Source organism: Rhodoferax sp. (assembly GCF_028688795.1).
In the GTDB taxonomy this organism is placed as follows: Bacteria; Pseudomonadota; Gammaproteobacteria; order Burkholderiales; family Burkholderiaceae_C; genus Rhodoferax.
In genome coordinates this window covers 39,052-52,511 of record NZ_JAQTXM010000028.1, presented here as the reverse complement: position 1 = coordinate 52,511, position 13,460 = coordinate 39,052, and the positions used below count along the sequence as shown (strand labels likewise).

Here is a 13,460-nt window from a genome sequence, read left to right as displayed (position 1 = left end):
GGTACCATTGTGAAGGAATATCCATGATTGAAAGTACTGCTGAGCCAATTTCCGAGAGTCTGATTCGTCAGTACGATGTTTCCGGACCACGGTATACGTCTTACCCGACTGCAGATCGTTTTGTAGAGGCGTTTACGCCGCAAGACTATATACAGGCGCTGGAACAGCGTCGTTCTGGCGCAGCTGCCTTGGTGCTGCCACTGTCGCTGTATGTGCATATTCCGTTTTGTGAGTCGCTTTGCTACTACTGTGCATGCAACAAGATCATCACCAAGCACCATGATCGCGCTGCTGCCTATCTGAAATATCTGGGCCGTGAGGTTGACCTACACACCCAGCACATGGGCCTGGGGCAGGTGGTGTCTCAGTTGCATTTAGGTGGTGGTTCGCCAACCTTTATGTCGGATGATGAGCTACGCGAGCTCATGGCCATGCTCAGGCGCAGTTTCACGTTCACGCCGGGTGGTGAATACTCCATTGAGATTGATCCGCGCACCATTGATGCGTCGCGGCTTGATACGCTGGCGGAGCTGGGGTTTAACCGTTTGAGTTTTGGTGTACAGGATTTTGATCCCGCTGTGCAAAAAGCCGTGCATCGGGTGCAGCCTGCTGACCAAGTGTTCGCGCTGGTCGCTGCTGCGCGTGACCGCGGTTTTGAATCGGTCAACGTTGACCTGATTTATGGGTTGCCTGAGCAAACGCCTGAGTCGTTTGACCGCACCATGGCTCAAATTTGTGAGCTCAGGCCAGATCGCATTGCCTTGTATGCCTATGCGCATTTGCCAGAGCGTTTCAAGCCGCAGCGGCGTATCTCTTCGGTGGAAATTCCAACCGCTTCGGCCAAGGTGTCGATGTTGGCTCGCTCAATGGCTGCGCTGATGGCTGCGGGTTATGTTTACATTGGCATGGATCACTTTGCGCTGCCAAATGATTCACTGGCAGTGGCCAAACGCCAAGGACGTCTGCATCGCAATTTTCAGGGGTACAGCACGCAGCCTGATTGCGATATGGTGGGCTTGGGGGTGTCATCAATTGGTCGGGTTGGTGCTACTTACAGCCAAAACGCCAAGACGCTCGAAGAGTATTACGACTTTTTGGACCAAGGGCAGTTCCCTGTGGTGCGTGGGCTGGCGTTGTCTCGCGATGACTTGGTGCGCCGTGCGGTCATCATGGCCTTGATGTGCCAAGGCCGACTCTCATTTGAGTCGATTGAATTGGCTTATCTGGTAGATTTCAAGCAGTATTTCGCCAAAGAATTGGAAGTTTTGCAGGCACAGGTCGAACAGGGCCTGATCGAACTCGAGGATGCCGGGATCAAAGTTACGCCTAAGGGCTGGTTCTTTGTGCGTGCGGTGGCCATGGTGTTTGACCGGTATCTGCAAACTGACCGTACTCGCGCCAAGTTTTCCAAAATCCTCTAAATTCGGATAATGCAAACAACCCTCGCAACGACCGCGCTTCTCATGGGCCTTGCCGGGGGACCGCACTGCATTGCCATGTGTGGTGCCGCTTGCGCCGGAATTGGACAAGCGGCCGGGTCAAACAAAACCTCGGCCATGTGGACTTTTCAATTAGGACGGGTTGTCGGCTATTCAGGGTTGGGGGCCATCGTGGCGGTATCCATGCAAGGTTTTGGCTGGTTAGCGGTTCAATCATCAGTACTGCGCCCTGTCTGGAGCATGTTCCATGTGGCCATGATGGTCTTGGGTCTGGCCTTGCTTTGGAAGGCCCAGCAGCCAGTGTGGATGGAACAAGCGGGTCGCAAAATTTGGGCAGGTGCCCGCAGTTTAGCGATGGGGCGGGGCAGGGGTGCACCACTTGTTGTGGGCGTTCTTTGGACTTTTTTGCCGTGTGGCCTGTTGTACTCGGCCCTGCTTGTGGCAGGTCTCACTGGCAATGCACTTGATGGTGCGTTGGTGATGGCGCTGTTTGCGCTGGGCACCAGTGTGTCCATGATGCTCGGGCCTTGGCTGTGGCTGCGTCTCAAGGGCAACCACTCAGGTGATTGGGGAGTGCGCCTGGCTGGCCTTGCACTTGCGGCCAGTTCTGCCTGGGCATTGTGGATTGCTTACACCCACGAATCAGGCCTGTTTTGTGCAATCTGACGGGCAGGGGCCAGGGAGTTTTTTGAGGCTGGGATAATCCCGGGCATGCTGAGTTTTACCCCCCCTGATTCGAACCGATGGCGACTTTCCGTGGCGCCCATGCTTGACTGGTCTGACCGCCATTGCCGTTATTTCCATCGTCTATTGTCAAAACACGCCTTGCTTTACACCGAGATGGTGACCACGGGCGCGTTGATTCATGGCGATGTGGCCCGCCATCTCGCCTTCAATCCGCAAGAACACCCGGTTGCACTGCAACTTGGCGGCAGCGAGCCCAAAGACCTTGCACACTGCGCACTCCTGGGTGAGCAATGGGGCTATGACGAAATCAACCTGAACTGCGGATGCCCAAGTGAGCGCGTGCAGCGTGGTGCCTTTGGTGCGTGCCTGATGAACGAGCCGCTTCTGGTGGCTGACGGGGTCAAGGCCATGGTGGACGCGGTGGGTATACCGGTCACTGTCAAACACCGGATTGGCATTGACAAAGTAGAGAGCTACGATTTTGTGCGTGACTTTGTTGGTGAGGTCAGTGGTGCTGGTTGTGGCACCTTTATTGTGCACGCCCGCAATGCCTGGCTGAAAGGGCTTAGCCCCAAAGACAACCGGGAAGTGCCACCGCTGCGCTACGAGTGGGTGTACCAACTCAAACAAGATTTTCCGGGACTGGTGTTTGTGCTCAACGGTGGCGTGACCACCACCGAGCAGGTGCAGCAACACTTGCAGCATGTCGATGGAGTCATGCTGGGCCGCGAGGCTTATCACAACCCCTGGTGGCTGAGCCAGTGGGATGCCCAGTTTTTTGAAGGTCATGCCCCTGCCTTGGCAGACACCCCGCCGGAGGTTCTCACGCGTGAGTCGGTTGAACAGCAAATGGTGGCCTACATGCAACAAGAGCTGGTGCAACACGGAACGCCTTGGCCGTCGATTGCGCGGCACATGCTGGGCTTGCGGCATGGTTTGCCAGGTGCACGCCGCTGGCGGCAGGTTTGGAGCGACCACAAATTAAAGACTGCTCCGCCAGAGCAAGTGATGGTACTAGCTCATGCCGGGTCACGTGCTTGACTGGCGATTCAGGCCAACAAGTGGCGGTGACGCTGATTGGCGTTGATGGTGTAACTGCTGCCCAGTGAGCTAGCAGGTTGGCTTCACTTGGTGAACGCGGATTTGATATTTTCCGGCCTGTACCTGATTGCTCAGGCTTAGGGGACACCTGATTGGTGTCAGAGGGCCAAGTTATCATCAAGCGGTCAGGCACGCGCGTGTCTTTGGCCTTTGTTTTTGTCTTTCTCCGACTTTTGTTTTTAGCAATTCGTGCGTCTCAACTCCATCAAGCTTTCAGGGTTCAAGTCTTTCGCTGAACCCACCAATTTTCTGCTGCCTGGCCAACTGGTTGGCGTGGTGGGGCCGAACGGCTGTGGCAAGTCCAACATCATGGATGCGGTGCGCTGGGTGCTGGGCGAGTCCAAGGCATCGGAGCTGCGTGGCGAGTCCATGCAGGACGTGATTTTTAATGGCACCACCACCCGCAAGCCGGCCAGTCGCGCCAGTGTGGAACTGGTGTTTGACAACGAAGACCACCGCGCCGGCGGCCAATGGAGCCAGTTTGGCGAGATTGCGGTCAAGCGCGTGCTAACACGCGACGGCAACAGCAGCTACTTTATTAACAACCAGGCCGTGCGTCGGCGTGATGTGCAAGATGTGTTTCTGGGCACCGGTCTGGGCCCACGCGCCTACGCCATCATTGGCCAGGGCACCATCAGCCGCATCATCGAGAGCAAGCCTGAAGAATTACGTTTGTTTCTGGAAGAAGCGGCCGGAGTGTCCAAATACAAAGAGCGCCGCCGCGAAACTGAAAACAGGCTGAGTGACACGCGCGAGAACCTGACCCGGGTTGAAGACATCCTGCGCGAATTGAACGCCAACCTGGACAAGCTTGAAAAACAGGCTGAAGTTGCACAAAAATACAACGCACTGACCAGCACCGTCACGCTCAAGCAACAACAGCTCTGGTTCTTGAAACGTTCTGAGGCCGAAGCTGACCAAGGCCGGGTGCATCTCGAATCATTGGGTGCCGTCAACTCGCTGGAAAGCCGTATGGCGGATTTGCGTCACATCGAGTCTGAGCTGGAGACTGTGCGCCAGGCCCACTATGCGGCAGGCGACCAGGTCAACCAGGCGCAAGGCTTACTGTATGAGGCCAGCACCGAAGTCGGCCGTCTGGAGGCTGAAATCCGCTTTGTGGTGGAAGGCCGCCAACGCGTTGAGCTGCGCCTGCAGACCCTGAAGGAACAAGACGCCCAATGGGCCACGCGTGGCGATGATGCGCAAGCTGAGCTGGACAACCTGGTTGAGCTCGAATTTCTGGGTGAGGAACAGACCGAACTGCTGTCCGCCCAAGTAGAGGAGCAAGCCCAAGCCCTGCCAGATCTCGAAGAAGCCCTGCGCCAAGCGCAGCGTGCCGCAAGTGAACAGCGCGCCAGCGTGGCACAGGTGCAACAACATTTAGGCGTTTTGGCAGCCGAGCAACGCAGCATGGACGACCAGACGCGTCAGCTTGGCACGCGCCGCGAGCGCCTGCTGGCTGACCGCAATGCCTTGGCCGCGCCCGATGAGCAACGCCTGCTAAACCAGCAAAGCCTGCTGGACCAAGCCCTCGAAGCCACCGATGAGGCGCAAGCGCGGTTGGTCGAGTTGCAAGACAGCGCGCCCGAGCTCGACGACACCCGTCGCCGTCAACAAACTGCTGTGAACACAGAATCAGCTCAATTGGCCGATTTGTCCGCCCGGCTGGAGGCGCTCAAAGCGCTGCAAGAAAAAGTCAAGACCGATGGCAAGTTGCAACCCTGGTTGCAGCGCCACGGGCTGGACCATTTGCAAGGTTTATGGAGCCGTCTGCACATTGAGCAAGGCTGGGAAAATGCCTTGGAAGGCGCGTTGCGGGAGCGCCTGGGCGCGCTTGAAGTCAGCCGCCTTGAATTGGTACGCGCCTTTGCGCAAGATGCGCCGCCTGCCAAGTTGGCCTTTTACAGCCCGCCACCGGCCGCCACTGCGCCACAAAGCAGCAGCTTGCCACGGCTGGCAGATTTGTTGAAAGTACACGACGCCAGCCAAAAAGCCGTATTGGATGACTGGCTGCAAGGCGTCTTCACGGCGGCAAGTCTGGAAGATGCGCTGGCCTGTCGTGACCAGCTGCAAATGGGCGACCTCATTTATGTCAAAACAGGCCACGCGGTAGGCCGCTACAGCGTCAGCTTTTACGCGCAAGACTCTGAACAAGCTGGTTTATTGGCGCGCGCGCAAGAAATTGAAAACCTGCAGAAGCAACAGCGCGCCCAAGTGCTCATCACTGACGAATCGCGCGCCAGGCTGGTACGGGCTGAAGCCGCGTATGCCGAGGTGTCGCAACGCCTGGTAACGGCCCGACGTGAAGCCGCCGACCTGCAAAACCGCAGCCATGAACTGCAAGTGGAAACCCTGCGCCTGACCCAATTGGCCGACCAGGCGCGCAGCCGCAGCGCCCAAATAGCCAGCGACATGGCTGAAGTCGACGACCAGTTAGGCGAATTGCAAGAACGCCGCATGGAGGCCGAAGCCCGCTTTGAAGAGCTCGACATGCAGCTGGCCGACACCCAGGAGCGCCACGCCCAACTGGATGACAAGGTGATTCTTGCCGAGCGCAAACTCAACGAATGCCGAGAGCAACAGCGCAGCCTGGAGCGTCAGGCACAAGAAGCTACCTTCTCCCTACGCAGCTTAGGTGCACGTCGCGCCGAACTCGCTCGCGCTATTGAAACAGCAGCGCAACAAGCTCAATCTGTAAGGGCTGAAGCCCAAAGGGCTCAAGATGAGTTGACGCGCCTGAACGATGCGGCGGCCCAAGGCGGCTTACAGCAAGCGCTGGCCAAAAAACTGGAGCGCGAGCAGCACCTGGGTGCCCAGCGCAGCCAATACGACGACCTGACCGCCAAGCTGCGCGCCAGCGACGAGCGCCGGCTGCAGCTTGAGCGCGAGCTTGACCCCTTGCGCGCGCGCATCACCGAATTTCAGCTGAAAGAGCAAGCTGCACGTCTTGGCTTTGAGCAATACAACCAAATGTTGGCCGATGCCCAAGCCGATCTGGCCGTTTTGGCTGCCTCGGTGGCAGACGGTGCGGTGCGTTTGGTGGGCATGCAGGGCGACATTGACCGCCTGAACCGCGAAATTGCCGCACTGGGCGCGGTCAATTTGGCCGCACTGGACGAACTGGCCGCCGCCCGGGAGCGCAAAACGTTCCTGGATGCGCAAACCGCCGACTTGGTAGAAGCCATGACCACGCTGGAAGATGCCATTCGAAAAATAGACGGCGAAACCCGTGAGCTGCTCTCTGGCACCTTCAATACCGTGAACGAGCACTTTGGCAAGATGTTTCCCGAGCTGTTTGGCGGTGGCAATGCGCGCCTGGTCATCACGGGTGATGAAATTCTGGACTCTGGCGTGCAAGTGATTGCCCAGCCGCCCGGCAAGAAGAACCAGAGCATTGCCTTGTTGTCAGGTGGCGAAAAGGCCTTGACGGCGATTGCGCTGGTGTTTGCCATCTTTCAGCTCAATCCGGCACCGTTTTGCTTACTTGACGAGGTCGATGCGCCGCTGGATGATGCCAACACAGAGCGGTATGCCAAGCTGGTGTCGAGCATGAGCAAATCAACACAATTTTTGTTCATCAGCCACAACAAGATCGCCATGGAAATGGCCAAACAACTCATCGGCGTGACGATGCAAGAGCAGGGCGTGTCACGCATTGTGGCGGTGGACATGGACGCAGCCCTTTCAATGACTGACGCGGGGTAACACATGAGCCAATTGCAATGGGGACTGATCATCACAGGCGCTTTGGTGCTGCTGGGCGTGCTGGCGCAAAACCTCTGGGTGGCGCGCCGCAACCGGCCACGCCAGCCCGAGCCCGTCCAGCCTGGGCACGAAGGCGGGGTGGGTGAGCGTGAACCCACGCTGGACACCCAGGCTTTTGAAGACAGCGGGTTTGCCTTGCCCGTGCCCGAGAAAAAGCCCACGCTGGATGCCTTGATCGATGTGATTGCGCCGATCGCGCTGGATGGCCCGGTGTCTGGCGATGCGGTGCTGGCCGCCATGCCGCCAACCCGTCGTGTTGGCAGCAAGCCGTTCACCATCGAGGGGCAAGCCGAAGGCCACTTGCGTTGGGAGTTTCCGGTGGCGGGGCAGCGTTATTTACAACTGCAGGCAGGTATTCAGTTGGCCAACCGATCTGGCGCCTTGAATGACATCGAATTTTCTGAATTTGTCATGAAGACCCAAACATTCTGTGATGCCTTGGGTGGAACGCCTGATTTCCCCGAGATGCGCCAAGAGGTTAACCGTGGCCGCGAGCTCGACCAGTTTGCCGGTGACCATGATGCGCAGCTTGGCTTTGTAGTGCGGGCGCGGCGTGCCGCCTGGAGTCCCAGCTACATCCAGCAAATGGCGGCCAAGCTGGGCTTTGTGCCAGGCTCAATTGCCGGGCGCATGGTGGTGCCTGCCAGCGCGGCCGGCTTGCCATCTGTGTTGAGCCTGAGTTTTGATGCCCAAGCCGCACTCGCCGAAGACCCGACCCAATCAGCCCTGCGTGAGGTGACCCTGAGCCTTGATGTGGCGCAGGTAGACCGCAGCGAGCGCGCCTTTGAGCGCATGCGCGAAGCGGCGATGTCGCTGGCCCGGGACATGGATGGCGTCATCACGGATGACAATGGCCTGGCGCTGCCAACCGAGGCCCTGGATGTGATTGCATCTGAGTTGGAGCATTTGTATGACACCCTGGCACAGCGTGAGCTTGCGGCCGGGTCAGCTTTGGCGCGCCGGCTTTTTTCCTGATAACGCCCCAATGTCCACACCTGACCTGTTTGACCCCGCGCCCGAGGACGCTGCGCTGTTGGCGCAACTGCGCCAGACCTTGCACGCCCATGCGCACCGATATTACGTGCTGGATGCGCCCACTGTTCCTGATGCCGAGTACGACCGGCTGTTTAGGCAATTGCAAGCCCTGGAAGCCAAACACCCCGAACTGAACTCGCCCGACTCGCCCACTCAGCGCGTTGGCGGCAAGGTGCTGGACCAGTTTGGCCAAGTGCGCCATGCCGTGCCCATGCTGAGCATACGCACCGAAACCGACACCGAGGCCAGCGGTGCTGAAAATTTTGACGCACGCATTCGCCGTGAGCTGAGCCTGACTGACGCTGAACCGGCCATTGAGTACGTGGCCGAGCCCAAGTTTGACGGTCTGGCCATGAGCTTGCGTTATGAACATGGCGTGCTGGTGCAGGCCGCCACGCGGGGTGACGGTGAGGTGGGTGAAAACGTCACGCAGAACATCCGCACCATTGGCCAAATTCCCTTGCGTTTGCCCGTAGGTGTGCCACCGGTGCTGGAAGTTCGCGGCGAGGTCTACATGCGCCGCGATGATTTTGAGGCCCTCAACGACCGCCAGCGTCAGCGTATTGCCGCCGGTGAGCGCGGAGAAAAGATCTTTGTGAATCCGCGCAATGCCGCCGCCGGTGCCGTGCGCCAGTTGGACCCTGCGATTGCCGCGCAGCGCCCCTTGAGCTTTTTTGCGTATGGCCTGGGCGAGGTGACGCCCCCCGAGGCTGGCGGCCCGCAATGGCAAACCCATTACGAGCTGCTGCAAACCTTGAAAATATGGGGATTTCCGGTCTGTACCCTTGTATCTATTGCGCAAGGTGCTACTGAATTAGTAGCGTTTTATACCGCCATTGGTGGGCAGCGCGATGGCTTGGGTTATGACATAGATGGCGTGGTCTACAAGGTCAACAGCCTGGCGTTGCAACGCAAGTTGGGCTTTGTCACGCGCGAGCCGCGCTGGGCGGTGGCGCACAAGTTTCCGGCGCAAGAAATGCTGACCACCGTGCTTGGCATTGACGTGCAGGTGGGGCGCACCGGGAAACTCACCCCAGTGGCCAAACTGGCGCCGGTGTTTGTCGGTGGCGTGACCGTGACCAACGCCACCCTGCACAACGAAGATGAAGCCCGTCGCAAAGACGTGCGCCTGGGCGACACCGTGATCGTGCGCCGCGCTGGCGATGTGATTCCTGAAGTGGTGAGCGTTCTGCTGGACAAACGCCAGGGCAACCCCGAAGTCTTCACCATGCCCCGCATTTGCCCGGTGTGTGGCAGCGCCGCCGTGCGCGAAGAAGGTGAGGCCGATTACCGATGCACCGGCGGCCTGTTTTGCCGTGCCCAGCGCAAGCAGGCCATTTTGCATTTTGCGCAACGTCGCGCGGTTGAGGTGGAAGGCCTGGGTGAAAAACTGGTCGACCAGTTGGTCGATGCTGGCGTAATCCATACGCTGCCTGATTTGTACCGCCTGGGTTTCAGGGCGCGGGCTGAAATTGAACAACTCAGTGCCGACGATTTGTATGCCAGGTTGCCCACCACCGAGCGGCAAGACATCGCCCTGGAGCAGCTCAAAAAACTTGAGCGCATGGCGCAGCTGTCAGCGCAAAACATCGTGGATGCCTTGGAGAAGTCAAAGCACACCACGCTGCCCCGGTTTTTGTTTGGCTTAGGCATTCGCCACGTGGGCGAGGCCACTGCCAAAGAACTGGCGCGTCACTTTGGCAAGCTTGACGCCATCATGGATGCCACAGAAGAACAGTTGCTTGCCGTGGCGGACGTTGGTCCGATCGTGGCCAAAAGTATCCGAACCTTTTTTGACCAGCCACACAACCGCGAAGTGGTTGAGCAGTTGCGTGCCTGCGGCCTGACCTGGCCAGAAGGCGAGCCAGCCCCGGTGGCCGCGCAACCTTTAAGCGGCAAAACTTTTGTGCTGACCGGCACCTTGCCCACACTGGACCGTGAAGAGGCCAAAGCCTTGATTGAGGCTGCGGGCGGCAAGGTGGCTGGTTCCGTCAGCAAGAAAACCAGCTATGTGGTGGCGGGGCTTGAGGCGGGCAGCAAGCTCGATAAGGCCCAGGCACTGGGCGTGGCCGTGCTGGATGAAGCCCAATTAAAGGAGATGCTTGATGGCCGTTCGTAACATTCTCAAAATGGGTGACCCGCGGTTGCTGCGCACAGCGCCGCCGGTGACGCAGTTTGACACTGACGAGTTGCACCTGCTGATCACCGACCTGCTTGACACCATGCGTGCCGCCGACGGCGCCGGGCTGGCGGCGCCACAAATTGGGGTTGACTTGCAGGTGGTGATTTTTGGCACCGACAGCAGCAACCCGCGCTACCCTGACGCACCCTTGGTGCCGCGCACGGTGCTGATCAACCCGGTGATCACGCCGCTGATGCCCTCCAGGCAAGCACCGCAGCACTGGATGCCATTGCAGCTTGCCAACCTGCAGAGTCCTGCAGACTTGGCGCCTTATCAATTTGAAGATTGGGAGGGTTGCCTGTCGGTTCCTGGCCTGCGTGGCAAGGTGCCGCGGTTCACCCATATTCGGTATGCCGGCTTCAACCAATATGGCGATTTGATTGACCGCACGGTCGAAGGGTTTCACGCCCGGGTCGTGCAACACGAGTGCGACCACCTGATTGGCACGCTTTACCCCATGCGTGTGCGCGACTTCACACAGTTTGGCTTCACGTCAGAGTTGTTCCCCGGGCTTGACCCACATGATGACTGATGCTATTTAAATAATAGCTTCTTGCGCAAGTAATTAAAGGGCTAGAGGCCTAAAAGACTTAAAAATTCAGGCCAGCGCATCCAGCAGCTCGGTTTCGATCTCGATTTGCGCCTTGTTTTGCTGCAACTCCGGCCCATCGATCAAAAAGGTGTCATCCACCCGCTCACCCAGGGTGTTGACCTTGGCCAGTTGCACGTTGACCTTGTGCCTGGCCAGCACACGCGCCACGCAATAGAGCAAGCCAACCCGGTCGCTGGCCGAAATATTGAGCAGCCAGCGCTGCCCTTTTTCGTCGGGCTGGAGGTTGATTCTGGGTGTAATCGGGAAGCTCTTGACCCGACGTGACACCCGGCCACGGCTGGGCGAGGGCAACGGACCGGTCTGCATGATGGCATTGAGCAACTCGGTTTCCACCATACTGGTGAGTTCCTGGTACATGTCTGGCATAGCCTGGGCAATGACCTGGAAGGTGTCGAGCGCGTAGTGGTTGTAGGCCGTGTGAACACGGGCATCCAGAATACTGAAGCCACGCTGGTCAAAGTAGCCGCAAATTCGGGCAAACAAATCAGGCAGGTCAGGTGTGTAAACCAGCACCTGCAGGCCTTCACCCAAAGGCGACAAACGGGCCCGCACAATGGATTTGCCAGAATTCACATGGCGCGACAACTGTCGCGTGTGCCAGGCGATGTCGTTGGCGTCGTGGCGCATGAAGTAGCTGACATCTACCGTGTCCCACAAGGGTTTATGGGCTTCAAAGGGCAGCGCGTGCAGGGCCAGCTGAATCAGGGCCTCGCGCTTGCGGGTTTCCACTTCCACATGGGGGTCGGCAGCATGGCCGCCAAGTACGCGCAAGCTCAGGCGGTACAGGTCTTCCAGCAGTTTTCCCTTCCAGGCATTCCACACTTTGGGCGAGGTGCCACGAATGTCCGCTACGGTGAACAGGTACAAGGCTGTCAGGTACCGCTCGTTACCCATTCGCTTCGCAAAGGCTGCAATCACATCAGGGTCGCTCAGGTCAGTTTTTTGCGCCACATGGCTCATTGTCAGGTGCTCGCGCACCACAAATTCGATCAGGTGTGTGTCTTCGCGGCCAATATTGTGCTGTTTGCAGAACTGTCGGGCATCTTTGGCCCCCAATACCGAATGATCGCCACCGCGACCCTTGGCAATGTCATGGAACAGGGCAGCCACATACAAGATCCAGGGTTTGTCCCAGCCGCTCGCCAGTTGAGAGCAAAAGGGGTATTCGTGAGCATGTTCGGCAATAAAGAAGCGCCTGACGTTGCGCAACACCATCAGCACATGCTGGTCGACCGTGTACACATGAAACAGGTCATGCTGCATCTGCCCAACAATTTTGCGAAACGCCCACAGGTAGCGGCCCAGCACCGACGTCTGGTTCATCAATCGCATGGCGTGGGTGATGCCGCCGCGTTGCATCAGAATTTGCATGAAGGTGTCGCGGTTGACAGGGTCGTTGCGGAACTTGCCATCCATCAGGCCGCGCGCGTTGTAGAGCGCGCGCAGGGTGCGGGCCGACAGCCCTTTCATGCCTGCGGTGGTTTGATAGATCAGGAAAGTCTCAAGAATGGCGTGCGGCTCACGCTGGTACAGATCATCACTGGCCACTTCGACCATGCCCGCCTTGTCAGAAAAGCGCGCATTGATGGGGAAAGGCTCATGCATGGAGGGGCTCAGCCGCTCTTCAATGTTGAGCAACAAAATCTGGTTCAGCTGGGTCACCGCCTTGGCCGCCCAGTAATAACGCTTCATGAGCGATTCGCTGGGGCGCACAAACGCACGTTTGTCGGTGGTGGGTGAGGGCGCCTCAAAGCCAAAGGATTGCGCCACCGCGTTTTGCATGTCAAACACCAGCCTGTCTTCGCGCCGTCCGGCAATCAGATGCAGGCGCGCCCGAATCAGCCACAGCAAGCCTTCGTTGTGTTTGAGTTGTTTGACTTCAAAGGCGGTGGCCAAGCCACTTTTGGCTAGGTCTGACCAGTTGCTGCCGAACCCGGCTGCCTTGGCCACCCACAGAATCACTTGCAGATCACGCAGACCGCCGGGTGATTCCTTGCAATTGGGCTCCAGCGAATAGGGTGTGTTGTCAAATTTGTTATGACGCTGGTGCAGTTCCAGCGTCTTGGCAATGAAAAATGCTTGTGGGTCCATGGCGGTCATGAACTGCGTCTGGAAATTGCCAAACAGTGCCGCACTGCCGGTGATCAGCCGCGCTTCCAGCAACGACGTTTGCACGGTCACGTCTTTGGCGGCCTCGCTCAGGCACTCGGCCAGGGTGCGCACGCTGGAGCCAATTTCCAGTCCGGCGTCCCAGCAACTGCCAATGAATCCCTCAATGCGCGCCTTTAGTTCGGCATCAAGCACAGGGGACTGGTCATCAGGCAACAGCAACAACACGTCCACGTCGGAGTGCGGAAACAACTCCCGCCGGCCAAAGCCGCCCACTGCCAGCAGGGCAAAAGGCTCGGTCATACCTGCTCTCTGCCACAAATTTTTGAGCAGACCATCGGCCAGCGCCGCCAGTTTGTGCAGCGCTGTGTGGACACCACGGGTTGACGCGCCACTGTTTGACAGCGCACTAATCAAAGCGGCTTTGTCCGCACGGTATTGGGTGCGCAGCGCGCTGAGTTCTGTCATGGGAACGATCTGTTCAGTTGAAGCAACCGTCAAGCCTAGAGGGGCAGGCGGACATGGCGCC

General features: G+C 58.4%; 8 protein-coding genes. 7 read left to right on the top strand and 1 reads right to left on the bottom strand.

Annotation, left to right across the window (positions count from 1 at the left end):
* Positions 1–23: 23 nt before the first annotated feature.
* From hemN to PHQ58_RS18120, 7 genes are all read left to right on the top strand, one after another.
* On the top strand, positions 24–1,421 hold the full coding sequence (gene hemN, locus PHQ58_RS18150) for an oxygen-independent coproporphyrinogen III oxidase (protein WP_300113746.1): 1,398 nt from the start codon (positions 24–26) through the stop codon (positions 1,419–1,421).
* 9 nt (positions 1,422–1,430) lie between these two features.
* Positions 1,431–2,105 (top strand): sulfite exporter TauE/SafE family protein, encoded by a 675-nt coding sequence (locus PHQ58_RS18145; protein WP_300113743.1) that lies wholly within the window; start codon positions 1,431–1,433, stop codon positions 2,103–2,105.
* 45 nt (positions 2,106–2,150) lie between these two features.
* Complete coding sequence (gene dusA / locus PHQ58_RS18140; RefSeq protein ID WP_300113740.1) at positions 2,151–3,167, top strand: tRNA dihydrouridine(20/20a) synthase DusA; 1,017 nt, start codon at positions 2,151–2,153, stop codon at positions 3,165–3,167.
* 249 nt (positions 3,168–3,416) lie between these two features.
* A complete protein-coding gene (gene smc, locus PHQ58_RS18135; RefSeq protein WP_300113737.1) occupies positions 3,417–6,932 on the top strand; it encodes a chromosome segregation protein SMC in 3,516 nt (1,171 codons plus the stop codon).
* A gap of 3 nt (positions 6,933–6,935) precedes the next feature.
* On the top strand, positions 6,936–7,967 hold the full coding sequence (locus tag PHQ58_RS18130) for a cell division protein ZipA C-terminal FtsZ-binding domain-containing protein (RefSeq protein WP_300113735.1): 1,032 nt from the start codon (positions 6,936–6,938) through the stop codon (positions 7,965–7,967).
* A gap of 10 nt (positions 7,968–7,977) precedes the next feature.
* Positions 7,978–10,146 carry an NAD-dependent DNA ligase LigA gene (gene ligA / locus PHQ58_RS18125; RefSeq protein ID WP_300113732.1) on the top strand — a complete coding sequence of 723 codons (2,169 nt, stop codon included), beginning with the start codon at positions 7,978–7,980 and terminating at the stop codon, positions 10,144–10,146.
* Entirely contained in the window at positions 10,133–10,741 is a 609-nt protein-coding gene (locus tag PHQ58_RS18120; protein ID WP_300113730.1) for a peptide deformylase, read from the top strand. The genes ligA and PHQ58_RS18120 overlap by 14 nt, the downstream gene beginning before the upstream one ends.
* A gap of 66 nt (positions 10,742–10,807) precedes the next feature.
* On the opposite strand, the gene PHQ58_RS18115 is transcribed toward PHQ58_RS18120, so the two are convergent.
* Complete coding sequence (locus PHQ58_RS18115) at positions 10,808–13,399, bottom strand: [protein-PII] uridylyltransferase (protein ID WP_300113728.1); 2,592 nt, start codon at positions 13,397–13,399, stop codon at positions 10,808–10,810.
* Positions 13,400–13,460 lie beyond the last annotated feature (61 nt).